Origin of the sequence: Streptomyces sp. SID13726 (assembly GCF_010548375.1) — a bacterium.
GTDB lineage: Bacteria > Actinomycetota > Actinomycetes > Streptomycetales > Streptomycetaceae > Streptomyces.
Genome location: NZ_JAAGLY010000006.1, coordinates 14,059 through 29,306, shown reverse-complemented (window position 1 = coordinate 29,306; position 15,248 = coordinate 14,059). Strand labels below are relative to the sequence as shown.

12 protein-coding genes are annotated in these 15,248 nt (G+C 72.9%); 9 read left to right on the top strand and 3 right to left on the bottom strand.

Annotation, left to right across the window (positions count from 1 at the left end; genetic code table 11):
• Nucleotides 1–11: 11 nt before the first annotated feature.
• Nucleotides 12–542 carry a DUF5134 domain-containing protein gene (locus tag G3I78_RS17290; protein ID WP_164425407.1) on the bottom strand — a complete coding sequence of 177 codons (531 nt, stop codon included), beginning with the start codon at nucleotides 540–542 and terminating at the stop codon, nucleotides 12–14.
• A 173-nt stretch (nucleotides 543–715) separates the two neighbouring features.
• Here G3I78_RS17290 and G3I78_RS17285 point away from each other — a divergent pair, with 173 nt between their 5' ends.
• The 3 genes from G3I78_RS17285 (at nucleotide 716) to G3I78_RS17275 (ending at nucleotide 5,593) form a co-directional block, all read left to right on the top strand.
• Entirely contained in the window at nucleotides 716–2,329 is a 1,614-nt protein-coding gene (locus G3I78_RS17285; RefSeq protein ID WP_164425405.1) for an FUSC family protein, read from the top strand.
• Entirely contained in the window at nucleotides 2,326–2,865 is a 540-nt protein-coding gene (locus tag G3I78_RS17280; protein ID WP_164425403.1) for a MarR family transcriptional regulator, read from the top strand. The genes G3I78_RS17285 and G3I78_RS17280 overlap by 4 nt, the downstream gene beginning before the upstream one ends.
• Nucleotides 2,866–2,998: 133 nt before the next feature.
• Entirely contained in the window at nucleotides 2,999–5,593 is a 2,595-nt protein-coding gene (locus G3I78_RS17275) for a cellulosome protein (RefSeq protein ID WP_164425401.1), read from the top strand.
• Here G3I78_RS17275 and G3I78_RS17270 read toward each other — a convergent pair.
• A complete protein-coding gene (locus G3I78_RS17270) occupies nucleotides 5,590–6,984 on the bottom strand; it encodes a condensation domain-containing protein (RefSeq protein WP_164425399.1) in 1,395 nt (464 codons plus the stop codon). The two genes, G3I78_RS17275 and G3I78_RS17270, sit on opposite strands and share 4 nt — an antisense overlap.
• Before the next feature lie 331 nt (nucleotides 6,985–7,315).
• Between G3I78_RS17270 and G3I78_RS52840 the strand changes: the two genes are divergently transcribed.
• The 5 genes from G3I78_RS52840 (at nucleotide 7,316) to G3I78_RS17245 (ending at nucleotide 14,156) form a co-directional block, all read left to right on the top strand.
• Complete coding sequence (locus tag G3I78_RS52840) at nucleotides 7,316–9,022, top strand: GMC family oxidoreductase (RefSeq protein WP_164425397.1); 1,707 nt, start codon at nucleotides 7,316–7,318, stop codon at nucleotides 9,020–9,022.
• Nucleotides 9,023–9,102: 80 nt separating this feature from the next.
• The gene (locus G3I78_RS17260) at nucleotides 9,103–10,419 is read left to right on the top strand and encodes an aminotransferase class III-fold pyridoxal phosphate-dependent enzyme (protein ID WP_164425395.1); all 1,317 of its coding nucleotides are present in this window, start codon (nucleotides 9,103–9,105) and stop codon (nucleotides 10,417–10,419) included.
• Nucleotides 10,420–10,449: 30 nt separating this feature from the next.
• The gene (locus tag G3I78_RS17255) at nucleotides 10,450–11,382 is read left to right on the top strand and encodes a sulfotransferase (RefSeq protein ID WP_164425393.1); all 933 of its coding nucleotides are present in this window, start codon (nucleotides 10,450–10,452) and stop codon (nucleotides 11,380–11,382) included.
• The gene (locus G3I78_RS17250) at nucleotides 11,379–12,677 is read left to right on the top strand and encodes an MFS transporter (protein ID WP_203615115.1); all 1,299 of its coding nucleotides are present in this window, start codon (nucleotides 11,379–11,381) and stop codon (nucleotides 12,675–12,677) included. Before G3I78_RS17255 ends, G3I78_RS17250 begins: the two co-directional genes overlap by 4 nt.
• Nucleotides 12,678–12,713: 36 nt before the next feature.
• Nucleotides 12,714–14,156 carry a condensation domain-containing protein gene (locus tag G3I78_RS17245; RefSeq protein ID WP_203615114.1) on the top strand — a complete coding sequence of 481 codons (1,443 nt, stop codon included), beginning with the start codon at nucleotides 12,714–12,716 and terminating at the stop codon, nucleotides 14,154–14,156.
• Between the two features lie 84 nt (nucleotides 14,157–14,240).
• On the opposite strand, the gene G3I78_RS17240 is transcribed toward G3I78_RS17245, so the two are convergent.
• Nucleotides 14,241–14,633, bottom strand: a complete 393-nt coding sequence (locus G3I78_RS17240; protein WP_164425391.1) for a VOC family protein — start codon at nucleotides 14,631–14,633, stop codon at nucleotides 14,241–14,243.
• Nucleotides 14,634–14,704: 71 nt separating this feature from the next.
• On the opposite strand from G3I78_RS17240, the gene G3I78_RS17235 reads away from it, so the two are divergent.
• The gene (locus G3I78_RS17235; protein WP_164425389.1) at nucleotides 14,705–15,241 is read left to right on the top strand and encodes a GNAT family N-acetyltransferase; all 537 of its coding nucleotides are present in this window, start codon (nucleotides 14,705–14,707) and stop codon (nucleotides 15,239–15,241) included.
• Nucleotides 15,242–15,248 lie beyond the last annotated feature (7 nt).

The following is a 15,248-nucleotide window of genomic DNA, read 5'->3' as shown; positions in this document are numbered from 1 at the left end:
TGCGGCCCGCCTCACAGCGTGAGCAGCATGGCCACCATCGCGATCCCCATCGAGAGCCGGCACGCGCGCGCGAGTTCGGGACGGTCGCTCCAGCCGACGGTCGCGCCACCGGCGGTCGCCGGTACGAGACGGACGCCGGTCAGCAGGACGTATCCCGTGAAGTAGAGGAGCAGGACGCCCGTCACGGCGGGCACTCCCGCACCGCCATGGTGGCCGGGGGAGACCGCCATCGCCACCGCCATGTAGACCATGGCAGAGGCCCCGACCAGGTGGTGCAGATGGTGGGAGCTGTCGCGTGCCGCCCACAGCGCGCGCACCGCGGCGGCGCCGAACACCACCGAGTACAGCGGCCAGGCCCAGGACGGCGGGGTGAACACGGCGGCCGGTACGGCCATCGCGGCCATCCCGAAGCCCATCAGCGCCTCGCCGCCCGCGGCCCGGCGCTGTTCCTCGACGCTGCTGCGCATCCGCAGCAGGCAGTACGCCCCGGTCGCCGCGCAGAGCGCCACCAGCAGCCAGCCGGGCGAAGACGGTCCGTGCACGCGCACCTCCCCCGCTCGACGGTCGGTCCGGCGAACGGTCAAGGGATGCCCCTGCCACGCGGCGCGCAATCGAGCGCAAGGGTGTACGCGGGGAGCGTGCGACGGAGCACGGCAGGTCAGGGCCACTGTCACCATATCGTTTACTGGTAAAACACCTGCTAAGGTGTTGGGTCATGAGCAGTGCGACCCCCGTCATCGACACCCCGCGCGTCCGTCGTCTCCCGCTGGCCGGCGTGCTGCGCCTCGGCAGGCCCTCCGACATCTGGTTCAAGCCCGCCCTGAGCGTGGTCGTCGCGGTCGCCCCGCCCAACCTGACCCTGCTCGCCCTCGGCCGCCTCGACCTGGCGATGTACACCATGGCCGGGTCGCTGTGCGCGCTGTACGCCCACAACCGGCCCTACGCCGCCCGGGCCCGCGCCCTGGCCCGGGTCGTGCTCGGCATGGTGGCGGGCCTCGCCGTCGGCCTGGTCGCCGCTTCGCTCACGGCCGACGCCGTGGTGCTGGTCACCGTCGGCGCGCTGGTGGCGGCCGTGCAGAAGACGCTGTGCGACGCGGCCCGGATCGGCCCGCCCGGCCATGTGGTGCTCACCTTCATCAGCTCCGCCGCCCTGTTCGCCCCGCAGACCCTCGGCCAGGTCCCAGGACATCTGGCCCTGGCCCTCGCGGCGGGCGCCTGGGCCTGGCTGGTCGGCATGGCGCCCGGACTGCTGCGTCCCCACGGGCCGGAACGCCGGGCCACCGCCCAGGCGCTCGACGCGACCGCCGCGTACGCCGAGAACCCGCACCCCAGGACCGGCGGCACCGCCCACTCCGCTGTCCTCGCCGCCTGGCAGGCCCTCCTCTCCGCGGGCACCCGCTCCGGGACCCGGCGCGCCCTCGAACGCCTCGTCGTCCGCGCCGAGGTCGCCCTCGCCGCCCCCGCCGACGCGGACCCACGCCGACTGCGCGCCTGGGCCCGTGACCTGCGCGGCACCGGGCCCGTCCCACAGGTGGCCCACGACGACGAACTCCTCGGCGTGGACCTCGAACTCGCCGTGTCCGCCCGCCCGTTGTGGCACACGCTCGCCCCGATCGCCGTACGCACCGCCCTGGGCTGCGCGCTCGCCGGCTACGCCTCCCTGGCGCTCGGCATCGGCCGCCCCTACTGGGCCCTGGTCACCGCGGCCTCCCTGTACCAGGCCAACGTCACGCTCACCTGGAGCCGGGGCGTCCAGCGGGTCGTGGGCAACCTCCTCGGTGTCCTCGTGTTCGCCGCCGTGGTCCCGCTGGCCCACCTCGGCCCGGCGGCCCTCGTGCTGTGCTGCCTGGCTCTCAACTTCGGTGCCGAGGCGCTCATCGGGCGCAACTACTGGCTCGGCAGCATCTGCGTGACCCCGATGGCACTGCTCATCACCGAGTTCGCCGGATATCAGGAGCCCGGGCGGCTGATCACCGAGCGGGTCGTCGACACCCTCGTCGGCGCGCTGGTCGGATTCGCCGCCGCCGTGGCCGTCACCAACCGGCGCGCGGGCGACCGGGTCGAGGACGCGCTGGCCGCCGTGGAGAGTGCCCGCGAGCGCACCGCCCGCCTCCTCGCGGAGCCGCGGCCGGAACCCGGCGCCCTGGACTCGGCCCGCCGCGCCCTCGCCGCCGCCCTTGCGGACCTGCGCGTCACCGTCGAGGCCGCGTCCGGCGAATGGTGGCAGCGGGCCCTGCCCGAGGAGAGGGTCGTGCACGCCGAGCAGGCCGGACACCGTACGCTCGCCGCGACGATCCGGCACCACAGAGCGGAGGGCTCAGGCCCATGACGGCACCGAACGGACGCCCGGCGGACCCGACGAGAACCGACACGGTCGCCGCGGTCGTCCGCCAGTGGCAGACCGTCCACCCGGGCCTCGACACCGGTCCCATGGAGATCATCGGGCGCGTCAACCGCTGTGCCGCCCTCCTCCAGCAGGCCGAGGACGCACCTCTGCGCCGGGCCGGGCTCAGCCGCCCCGAGTTCGACCTGCTCGGCGCCCTGCGCCGCACCGGGCACGAACTCACCCCCGGCGACCTGGCCCGCGAGACCTTCTCCTCGGGCGCCGCCGTCACCAAGCGCCTCAAGCTGCTGACCGAGCGAGGCCTGGTGGAGCGCCGGGTCGACACCCGGGACCGCCGGGTCGCCCACCTCCGGCTCACCGACGCGGGGCGCGACCTGGTCGACGGCATCCTGCCCGAGCAGCTGGCGTACGAGACGGCCGTCCTGTCCGTGCTGCCCCCGGAGGCGCAGGACGAGCTGGCCGCCCGGCTCGGTGAGCTGCTCGGGCGGCTGGAGGGCGGCCTGGGAGCGCTCCGGGCCTGACAGTCGGACCGCCCCGACCTGCGGTGACGGAAATCTCGCACCCCTCGGCCTGTTGACGCGGCGCGTATGCGCTTTCTACGTTCGTCCAGGTCGGTGCGGATCACCGACCGGCGTACGGAATGTCGAACGAAGGATGGACGCCGTGGCAGTCGAAGGCCCCGCCCCCGACCAGCTGATCATCGACCTCGGCACGGAGACCGGCCCCTTCCATGGCGGAGCCAGCGGCACGCTCTACGGCCTCTACGGCGACGGCGTGCCCAGCCGGGTGGTGGTCGAGGGCATGTATCCGCGCACGGTGACCACCAAGGCCCAGGACGGCACCCAGCACCCCGGCGGCGACGCCCTGGAGATCCTGCCGCCCTTCGTCGCGGCCGGCGGCAAGGACGTCTACGTCTATCTGACCGACTTCTACCGCGGCTTCCCCTACGAGTGGCCCGGCGCCACCGGCGAGGAGCGGCTCGCCGGACACCTGGACCTGATCCGCCGCCAGGTCGAACACGTCCTGACCCTGGGCGAGTTGAAGTCCCACGTCGTGTACGTGCCGTTCAACGAGCCCGAGGGCAACATGTTCGGCGAGGGGGAGTGGAGCTACGACCGGGTCTCCTGGCGGACCGAGCCCGACCACTACTTCGCCGCCTGGGAAGCCGCGTACAGCCTCATCAAGGACCTCGACCCGGACGCCCGCGTGGCCGGACCCAACACCTGCGTCCTGTACCCCGAGGTGCGGGACTTCCTGGAGTTCGCCAAGGCGCACGACGTGCTGCCCGACATCGTCACCTGGCACGAGCTGTCCTCGCCCGCCGAGGTCCGCACCAACATCGCCGAGTACCGCGAACTGGAAAGGGAGTTGGGCATCGGCCCGCTGCCGGTCAACATCAACGAGTACGCGCACAACTACCACGTCTCCGTGCCCGGCCAGATGATCCAGTGGATCGCCGCGATCGAGGAGTCGAAGGTCGACGCCGACCTGGCCTACTGGAACATCGCCGGCAACCTCAACGACTCGGCGGTGGAGGCGAACAAGGCCAACGGCCAGTGGTGGCTGTACAACGCCTACGGCCGGCTGACCGGGAACACCGTGCGGGTCGCCGCCCCGCACCCCAACGTGCAGTACACCCTTCAGGGCGTGGCCACGCTGGACCGGGAGAAGCGGCAGGCGCGGGCCCTGTTCGGCGGTGCGGTCGGTGCCGCGGACGTGGTCTTCGCGGGCGTGGACGCGGACGTGTTCGGCGACATGGTCCACATGCGGCTCGTCGAGATCCCCTGGACGGGTCAAGTCGGCTCCGGTGAACAGCCGTTGCGGCTGCGGGACGAGGAACTGCCAGTCTCCGAAGGGACGGTGACGATCCCCTTGACCGGCCTCGACGCGATGTCCGCCTACCAGGTGATCCTCTCGCCGGGCGGCAACGGCGCCGCCTCCCTGCCGCCCGCGGTGCGCTGGAGAGGCACCTACGAGGCCGAGGACGCCACCTACACCGGCGGCGGCTACTCGAAGAACGGGCCCGAGGGGTCCCCGACCGCCGTCGACCGGTTCGCCACCTCCGGCGGCTACCACGTGGGCGGGCTGCGCACCGGCTCCGACGGAGTCCTCGCCTTCGACGTCGAGGTCCCGCTGGACGGCACGTACGACGTCGTCGTCTTCGCGGGCTCCCACAACCTCGCCGACCTGGTGCGCGAACAGGGCCCCACCAACGTCTTCCTGCGCGTCGACGGCGAGAATCCGCGCGAACTGCGCCTGCCGCTCGGCTACAAGCCGGCGGTGTGGGGGCACACCGACACCCGCGTCCAGCTGACCGCGGGAGCGCACCGCATCACCCTCGCCGCCCAGGACCCCGACCTCGGGGTCACCAAGGGCGACGCCGTTGTCGACAAGCTGGACCTAGTGCTGCGCGGCGAGGACGAAACCTCGCTGTACGACGCCGAGTTCGCGGACCTCGGCGGCGGGGCCCGGGTCAGCCACGCCCACCGCGGCGCCTCGGGGCCCGGAGTCGCCGTGCTCCCGCGCGGCGGCACCGTCACCTTCTGGGCGCACGCGGCCGACGACGGCGAGGCGTCCGTGACCGTCGACCTCCTCGGCCCCGGTGAGGGCGTGCTCAGCGTGAACGGCGAGGACGTCGGACGCGTCGAGCGCGGCGCCGTACCGCTGTTCCTGGCCGGCGGCGTCAACAAGGTGACGGTCACCGGCACTTCGGACCGGCTCATGGTGGACCGCCTGCGGGTCGCGCCCTCACGCGGACTGCTGCCGACGGCCGTGTACGGCGCCGAGGACGGCGTGCTGACCGGGGCGGCGAAGGTGACCGCGTACCCGTACGCCGTGGGCGGCAAGGCAGTCGACGGCGTCGGCGCCGGACCCGCCAACGCGCTCACCCTGACCGTCACCGCGGAGCACGCCGGACGCCACGCGCTGACGATCCGCTACTCCAACGGCGAGCAGCCGCCCTCCACCCACTACAACCCGGACCCGGTCTGCCGCCACGTCGACATCTCCGTCAACGGCGCCGGGCCGCACCGTGCCCTGTTCCCGACCACCTTCCACTTCAACAACTTCTGGGACCTGTCCGTGCCCGTCACCCTGCGCCCGGGCCTCAACACCCTCACCTTCACCGCCGACGAACTCCCCGACTTCGCGGGCGACTCCAGGAACGAGCACGGTCAGCGCTCGGCCTACGCCCCCGTCATCGACCAGGTCACGGTGACCCCGCTGGCGCCGCCCGAGGCCACCGCCTAGACGGGAGCCTCCTGTGCGGCGACACCGGCGGCCTCGCGCATGACCTCGCGGACGCCGTCGGCGAGGCGCCGGGCGCCCGCTGCGGCGAGGGGCGTGCCGGGGTGCTCGATCCGCAAGTAGGTGCGGTCCCAGAGCCTGTTCACCCAGAGGTGCAGGCCCTGGACCCGGCCCTCGCCGAGGAGGAAGCCCGCGTCGCGTGCGGCCCACTCGCGCGAGCCGGGGGCGTGGCGGAAGTCGATGTACGACACCAGAGGCAGGGTCTGGCTCACGTCGAGCTGTAGTCCGGGCAGTCGAGGAAGCAGTTCCATCAGCCTCATCGGGGTGACCGCGCTCAGCTCCCGGGCCTGCCCGAACGCCTCCTGGGCGGTCGCGGCCAGCTCGGTGAACGGCCTTTCCCCGACCGGGAATCGCACCGGCACCGCGTTGACGAACCAGCCGTGCGCACGCTCCCAGCGCGGCTCGTCCCGGGTGTGCACCACGGTCAGCGCCCGGTAGGTCTCCTGGCCGCCGAGCCGGTGGTGGCACAGGGCCAGCGCGGCCAGCACCCCGGCGGAGAAACCGGCCCCCGCCGCCCTGCACCCGCGCGCGAACGCGTCCGCCTCGGCGGCCGTCAGCACCTCGACGTCGAAGGCGGCGCTCGGGTACATCCGGCCCGGTTCCGTGCCCAGGTCCACCGGGTCGGCGGGCCGGCCGCCGCTCAGGAAGTCCGCCCAGCGGGCGACCTCCGGCGAGGTGGCGTCGATGCGGGCGGCGCGTGCGCGGTCCAGGCGGCAGAAGTCGACGTAGGAGCCGGCCTCGGGCAGGTCCGCGGTGGTCCCGGCGAGTTCGGCGGCGTAGCAGGAGCGCAGCTCGTCGTAGAAGTACTGGAGCGACAGGCCGTCGGTGTGCGCGTGGTCGACGGCCAGGACGAGGGTGCTGCTCGTCGGCCGGAGCACCGCTGCGGCGAGCAGCGGGGGCCAGGCCGTCGGGTCGGTGGCCGGTACGACCCGGGCCCGCAGGTGGTCCCGGACGTCCTGTCCGGAGACCTCGGCGCCGAGACGCACCGGCTTGAACCGGACGGTCTCCGGGGCGAGCGCGTGTCTGCGGAAGCCGCCGTCGCGCGGGGCGAACCAGGTGAGCAGCGTGGGATGCCGTCGGACCCAGGCCGCCAGCGCCCCGGCCAGAGCGTTCACGTCCGGACGGCCCGGCAGGTCGAAGTGGACGCCCAGCCAAGGGGCTTGGGGATTCCCGGCGACGGTGTTGGCCAGCCGTCTGCGTAAGTGGTTCTCCTGAAGATGGCTGGGCGGCGCCGGATGCACGGGGGCCGAGGCCGCCGCCGCGAGGGTCGCGTCCGGTGCCCGGAACTCGACGAGTTCCCCCGGCAGGGGGGTGTATTCGGTCAGCGTGGTCATCCGCATGAGGTGATGTCCTGCCCTCTCTGTTCGCCCGGTCGAATTCCGAAAGGATTCCTTGGCGAGCAGCATGTGTATTCGTCGCGTACGCCGAAACACGCACGGCCGGAGTTGGCCGGTCTCACCCCGGGGCGACCGTGGTCGATCCCTGGAGTGAAGGCTGTGAGCTGCTGATTTCCCGCTAGCTGGTATTCGATTGTCCCGGTGTCCGGTATGCGTTTTGCGTCATCATTCAACCTCCACGAGGAGTTTCTTGAAGCTTTGCCCAACCGCTCTGTAGCTTGATCCACCAGGTTCTGCTGAAATTCCGGATTCACCTCATGGCGGAGATATGAAAGTCGAAAGTTTCGATGTGTGTGTCGTCGGCAGCGGCGCGAGCGGTGCCATCGCCGCACAGGAGATCGCGGCCCACGGGCTGCGCGTCCTCGTTCTGGAGGAGGGACGCACACTGGACCCCGGTGAATCCCTTCCGGCGATCGAGAGCGCGTGGGAGACCGCGCTCGTACCGACCCCCGGCGGCCCGCTGCGCCCGCTGGGACGGCCCTGGAGCGCGTCCGCGGTCGGCGGCGGGACAGCGCTGTACGCCGGGATCTCCTTCCGATTACGTGGCGTCGACATGGACGCCCGCGCCCATGTCGCCCCCGACGCGCTGGACCCCGCCTGGCCCATCGGCTACGAGGAACTGCGCCCCTACTACGACCGCATCGAGCGATGTATCGGGGTGTCCAGGGCACCCGGCACCGACCCCCTGGAACCTCCCGGCCCGCCGGCCGTCATGCCCGCGCATCCCTACAGCACCCAGGGCCGACTGCTCGCCGACTCCGGCCGCCGCATCGGACTGCGGCCCTTCCCGACCCCGCTCGCCATCAACTCCGTGCCCTACGCGGGCCGGCCGGCGTGCGTCCGGTGCGGCCCCTGCAACGAACACGTCTGCCCCACCGGGGCCCGCGCCAACGCCGCCACCCTGCTGACGGACGCCGCCGTACCGCCCGGCGCGCTCACCGTGGCCCACGGCGCGAAGGCCCTGCGGATCGTCCTGCGCGACCGGTACCGGGCCGCCTGCGTCGAATGGCTGGACCTGCGCACCCGCACCTTGCGCACGACCCGGGTCCGCTGTGTCGTCCTCGCCGCCAACGCCGTACAGTCCGCCGCCCTGCTGCTCCGCTCCGCCCAGCCCGGCGCCGAGAACGGCCTCGGGAACAGCACGGACATGGTGGGCCGCGGTCTCTCCTTCAAGATCAGCGGCTATGTGTCGGGGACGGTGGACGCGGGCGGATTCGCTACGGCGGTCCCGGCGCCGGAGCCGGCCGAGGGGGCGTCGGCAGCAGAGGCCGCCGAGGTGTCCCCGTGGCAGGGTGAAGGCGATGCGCCGACGCCCGGCCACCCCGACCGGTCGTCCTCGGATCACGCCGGCCCGCGACCCCACATCCCCGGCGGCCCCTTCTCCACCGTCGCCTTCAGCGACCACTACCTCGACCCCGACGCCCCCTCCGGCCTGGGCGGGCTCCTCTACGAGGCGAGCGACGAGGACCGGGCGCTCAGGGACGGACGGATCCGGCTGCGGGTCCACTTCCTCGCCGCCGACCAGCCGATGCGGGACAACGCGGTCCGGCTGGCCCGCGAGCGCGGCCCGCTGAACCTGCCCCGGCTCGTCATCGACTACGCCACGCATCCGCTGGACAAGCGCCGCCTCGGATATCTGTCCAGGCGGGCCTCGGAGCTGCTGGCGAAGGCCGGGGCCGACGACATCCGCTACGAGGACTCCAACTACCAGCTGGGCAGCAGACATCTGCACGGCGGCTGCCGGGCCGGGACCGACCCAGCCGAGTCCGTCGTGGACCCCTTCGGCCGGGTGCACGACCTCGACAACGTGTATGTCGTGGACGGCGGTTACTTCCCCTACTCCGGTGGCGTCAACCCGACGTTCACCATCCAGGCGAACGCCCTGCGCATCGCCCGGCGGATCGCCGTAGACCTCAGCGCGATGGCGCTGCTCCCGCTCGTCGACGAGCGGCCCGGCCCGCCGACCGCCTGCTGAACTCCCCGGCACCCGGTACCTGTTCACGCCCCGGACACCACTCGGCACCCCTCTCCAGTCCCCAGGAAAGGACCTTCCGCATGCCCGCGACCGCTCCCCGCAGCCCCGATCCGGACACCCGTCTCCATACCGAACTCCTGGACCGGGCCCGCCGCTTCACCGCCTCGGACACCTGGGACCTCGACCGCCGCTTCCCGCTGGTCCTCGACCGCGCGGACGGCGCCGAGGTGTGGGACGCGGCCGGACGCAGGTACGTCGACTTCACTTCGTGCAGCGGCGCCGCCCCGCTCGGCGCCGGCCACCGGCCCGTGACGGACCGCATGGTCGCCGAACTGGCGCGCGGCGGCGGCATCCTGCCCGGACCACTCTCCACCCTGCGCGTCGAACTCGCCGAACGCCTAGCCGCGCACTTCCCCGTCGCCGAACGCTCCGTCTTCCTGCGCACCGGCTCCTGCGCGACCACCGCGGCGGTCCGCCTCGCACGAGTGCACACCGGCGCCCGCACCGTCCTCACCAGCGGCTACCACGGCTGGCACGACTGGCACTTGCAGGACCGGGCGCCCATGGGACCGCCCGACCGCGACCCGCACAGCGTGGACTTCCGCTACGACCTCGACCTGCTCGACGAACTGGCCACCGCCCACGGCCCGATCGCCGCCGTCGTCGTCACCCCGGAGGTCAACTTCTTCCCCGAGGAGTACGCCCGCGCCCTGGAAGCCGCCGTCCGCCGCCACGGCGCCCTCCTGATCCTGGACGAGGTCATGACCGGCTTCCGGTACGCGACCGGCGGCTATCACACGGCCGCGGGAGTGACCCCCGACCTCATCACCCTCAGCAAGGGCCTTGCCAACGGCACCGCGCTGTCCGCGGTGTGCGGCCGGGCCGAGGTGATGAACGCCTGCGAGCACACCTACCTCGGCAACACCTACCAGCGCGAGGTCACCCCGTTCGCCGCCGCCCTGGCCACCCTGGACGCGCTCGCCGACGGCACCGCCCTGACCCGCATGCAGGAGGTCGGCACACGGCTCGTGCGCGGGCTCAACGCCGTGTTCGCCCGCCACTCCACGGCCGCCTGGGCCTTCGCCCACCCCACGATGTTCGACGTCCTCTTCGCCGACCAGGACCTCGGCCACGCCTTCTTCCAGCAGATGTGGGGCCGCGGCTTCCTGATGCAGTACGGCGGCCGGTTCATGCCGTCGGCGGCCACGACCGACGAGGACGTGGAGGCGGCGGTGGCCACGGCGGACGGCGCGCTGACGGCCGCGCTGGAGGAGACCGCCGTACGGGATCGGCGGGACGGTGACGTCCTGGCCGCGGCGACCCAGTTCGCCGAGGAGCGGTTCGTGGCCACGCCCGCCGCGGTCGAGAAGTGGTTCGGCGGCGTCGACCTCCACTGAACGTCCCCCTTCGATCCCCTCTGGAGAGTCATGCCCCTCACCTCTGACCCCGTCCTGCTCGGCGGGGAGAACCGTTCCGGCACCACCCTGCTCAGCGTCCTGCTGGACTCCCACCCCGACCTGGTCGTCGGCCCGGAGATCGACTTCCCCGAACCGCCCGACCTCGGCCCGCACATCCTTGAGGTGTGCACCCTCATGGACCGGGGGGACCCGAGGGTCTCCGGCACCAGCAAGGAGACCATCGACCCCGAGTGGTACGACGGCGTGCACTTCGTCGTGCAGTGCGAGCGCTCCGGAGTGGGCCGTGACGATCTGCGCGCCCTGGTGGGGGAGTTGACGGCCGTCCGCGGCACCGACCTGTCCGCCCTCGAAGACCGCTGCCGGCTCATCGACGCCATCGGCGAACTGCGGCGCGTGCACACCGGCGCCGCCCGCTGGGGCCTCAAGCTCCAGCGGAAGATCCAGGACGTCGGCACCTACGCCGGCATCTGGCCCCGCGCCCACTTCATCCACATCGTCCGCGACGGCCGGGACCTGGCCGCCTCTCACCTCAAGACCGTCCCCGACTGGGGCTACCGCAGCGTCGCCGAGGCCGCGCACGGCTGGCTGGAGGTCGTCACCCGGGCCCGCGGCACCGCCCCCGCGGACCGCTACCTCGAAGTCCGCTACGAGGATCTCGTCACCCGGCCCCGCGAGACCGCCGAGCGGATGCTGGACCATCTCGGCCTGGCCTGGGACGAGTCGGTGCTGCGCCACGCCGAGCAGGAACACGCCCTGTTCAACCGGCCCTGGGGACACCCCGCCGCCGAGGCCGCGGGCAAGCCCGTCCACACCGGCCGCAACGGACGCTACCTCCAGGACCTCACCCCCGGCGAGATCGCGGAGTTCGAGCGGATCGCGGGCCCCGAACTGGAGCGCCTGGGCTATCCGTTGTCGGCGGCGGGAGCGGGGAGCCCGGGGTGACGGCAGCCGCCGAGTCCGTCGTACGACAGCGGCTGCCCCGGGGATTCCAGCTCCTGCTGCTCGGGCAGACGGTGTCCCTCGTCGGTTCCGCGGTGACGCTGCTCGCGCTGCCCCTGACCGCGATCGACCTGCTCGGGGCGGGCCCGTTCGAGACCGGGGTGCTGCTGGCCTGCGGCCGGGCCCCCTATCTGGTGTGCGGGCCGGTCGCCGGGGTCCTCGTCGACCGGCTGTCGCAGCGGGCCCTGCTGATGGGCGCCAACCTGGTCATGGCGGCGGCGCTGGCCACCGTGCCGGTCGCCGCCCTGACCGGGCACCTGGCCCTGGCTCACCTGTACACGGCCGCGACCGTGGTGGGCACGGCGACCGTGCTGGCCGACGTGGCCTACCTCGCCTGTGTGCCGCGCGTGGTGCCGGCCGGTCAACTGGTGCGGGCCCAGAGCAGGTTGGAACTGGGCCAGTCCCTCGCGGTGGCATTCGGGCCGCCCCTCGCGGGCTGGCTGATCGGCGCCTTCTCCGCACCCACCGCACTGCTCGCGGACTCCGCGTCCTTCGTCGTGGCCACGGCCCTGCTGCCGTACGTGGCGATGCGCGACCCGGAGACCGACGACGGGGGCCAGAAGCAGCCCAACGGCCATGGCAGCGGGGGCCGTCGGGCCGGTGCGGGCATCCTCGCGGAGGCGGCGGAGGGCGCGCGGTTCGTCCTGGGTTCCGCGCGGCTGCGGGCCGTCACCCTCGCCACCGCCACCCTCGTGTTCTGCTACAACGCCTACTCCGCCGTGTTCCTCCTCTATCTGACCCAGCGACTGGGCCTCTCCGCGGGCGCGACCGGCGCGGCCGTGGGCATCGCCGCCGCGGGCGGTGTCGCGGGTGCCCTGGTCGCCCGGCCGCTCGCCCGACTCCTGGGCCTGGGACGGGTGTTGGCCGCCGCCCTGCTGCTGAGCGCGGCCGGTGCGGTGCTCACCCCGATGGTCGCGGTCACCGGCTGGGCGGCCCTGCTCGGCGTCGCGCTGTCCCACTTCCTGCTCTGGGCCGGCCAGCAGATCTACAACGTCCACCAGGTGCCGATCCGTTACGTCCTCACCCCGCCCGCCCTGCACGGCCGGGTCAACGCCAGTATCCGCACCGTGGTCTGGGGGCTCGCCCCGCTCGGCGCCCTCCTCGGCGGGGCCTGCGGCACGGCGTTCGGCACCCGCACCACGCTGCTGCTGAGCGGAGCCGTCATCGCCCTGGCCGCGGTGTGGATCGTGCGCTCACCGCTGTGGGCGGTCCGCACCCCGCAGCTGACGACCCGCTGAATCTCCCCCCGCTCCTCGAACAAGGCTGGTCTCACAGTGAAGTTCACCGACATCCCGTCCCTCGACATGGCACCGGGCCGGCTGACCGTCTGGCGCGTGACCACGTCCGGCACCGGCTGGGCGGCCGACCCCCGGCCCGCCTCGCACGTCCAGGAGGCCCACCTCACGTACGCGCTGGAGTCGGCCGGCGAGGGCCCGCTCGCCCCCTCCTGGCTCGGCATCGCCTTCGACCTGCCCGCCGGCCTGGACCGGGACGCCTTCGCCGCCGCGCTGCGCGGATGGACCGACCGCCACGAGAGCCTGCGCAGCCGCCTGCTCACCACGCCGGACGGGGAGTTGCGCCGCGAGACCCTTCCGCCGGGTGCCGTGGAGGCCGTCGCCTCCGAGTACGGGGACTTCGCGGACGGCGGGCAACTCGCCCGTCGTACCGAGGAGTTGTTCGACGTCGAGGCGGGGCCGCTGGGCTGGCCGGGATACGTGTGCGCCACCGTGTCCCGCCCCGACGCCACCACCGTCCTCCTCGCCGCCGACCACTCGCTGATGGACGGCTACTCCGTCTTCATGGTCGCGCACGAACTCCACACCCTCTACGAAGCGGCCCTGCGCGCACCGGAGCCGGAAGGACCGCCGCTGCCGCCCACGGCCAGCTATCTCGACTTCGCCGCCGAGGAGCGGGCCTTCGGGGACGCGCTCACCGCCGACGACGACGCGATCGTCACCTGGCGCGGGTTCCTGACCGGGACCGGCGGCCGGCTGCCGGAGTTCCCGGTCGTGGTCAACGACGTGAGCGGCACCCCCGGCGACCAGCCCGGCGGCTACGCCGTGCTTCTGGACGCCTCCGCCACCCAGGCCCTCACCAAGGTGTGCCGCGCCGCGCAGGGGGACGTCTTCGCGGGGATCCTCGCCTGTCTGGCCAGGGTCGGCCACGAGATCACCGGCGAGCGGGAGTTCCGCACGATGGCCCCCTTCCACACCCGCACCGACGCCTACCGCTCCGCCCTCGGCTGGTACGTGGGCATGGCCCCGATCGGGTTCGCGATGTCCGACCCCGATGACTTCGAGGACACGGTCCGCGCGGCGACGGCCGGTCTGGAAGGGGTGAAGGAACTCGCGCGGGTGCCCTTCTCCCGGGCCATGGAACTGCTCGGTGAGTCCCTGCGCGACCCGTTCATGATCTCGTACATGGACCTGCGCCTCACCCCCGGCGCCCGCGCCTGGAACGACCGGCGCACCGTCACCCTCCGCGGCCGGAGCGCCGACCCGGACGAGGTCTGCCTGTGGATCATGCGCACCCACGACGGCCTCTCCGTCAGCTACCGCCACCCGGCCACGGGCCCGGCCGGCATCGCCGTACCCCACTACGTGGACCGCGTACGGGAACTCCTGGCGGCCGTCGCCGCGACGGGCAGGTGGCCCGACGCCGACGACAGCACGGCCGGGGGAGAGGGGGACGAGGAGCGGGTCGTGCGTGCCCTTTAGGGCCTGGGCCGGTCGGATGCCGGGGCCTTCTGGGGCCGGAGCCGGTCGGATGCCGGGGCCCTCCGGTGCCGGTGCCGGGGCCGGTCAGATGCCGGGCCGGTAGCGGATCGGGTGGTCCGCCGGTACCTCCACCAGCACGATCGGCGTACCGTCCGGGTCCGCCACCCACATCTCGACCAGCCCCCACGGCTCCTGGACCGGCGGCCGTACGATCTCGACGCCCTTGGCCAGCAGCTCCTCGTGGGCCGCGGTGACGTCCGCGACCTGGAGCCACAGGCGTACGTCGGCGGGGCGCGGGGTGTCCGAGCGGCCGGACAGCTCCAGGAATCCGCCGCCGAGGAAGTAGACGGTGCCCCGGTCCGGTCCGGTGCCGAACTCGCGGTAGACGGCGAGGCCCAGCTGTTCGCCGTAGAAGACTCGGGAGCGTTCCGGATCGCCGGGCCGCAGCAGGACGCGGCCGCTCAGTACGTGCACCATGCGGGCGAGCCTATCGGGGGCGTTACGCTCGTCCGTGCCCGTTCCGTGATCGAGAAGTGGAGACGCGCCCCATGGAGACCACCGCCGGACTCACCTTCCGTGATGCCACCGACGCCGATGTGGACGCGCTCGTCGCGCTGATCGAGTCGGCGTACCGCGGGGACGACAGCCGAGCCGGGTGGACCACCGAGGCGGACATCCTGGAGGGGCAGCGGACCGACCCGGAGGGTGTGCTCGCGGTCATCAAGGCGCCCGACAGCCGGCTGCTGACGGTGGAGCGCGAGGGGCGGGTCGTCGCCTGCTGCCAGCTCGAACACCGGGGCACGCACGCCTACTTCGGGATGTTCGCGGTCAGCCCCACGCTCCAGGGCGGCGGCCTCGGCAAGGTGATCATCGCCGAGGCGGAGCGGCTCGCGGTCGAGACCTGGGGCGTCGACGAGATGCACATGACCGTGATCTCCGTACGCGACGACCTCATCGCCTGGTACGAGCGGCGTGGCTACCGCCGTACGGGAAAGATGATCCCCTTCCCGTACGGCGACGAGCGCGCCGGAGTTCCGCTCCGCGCCGACCTGCGGTTCGAGCTGCTGGTCAAGCCGCTGGTGTGACGTTCCT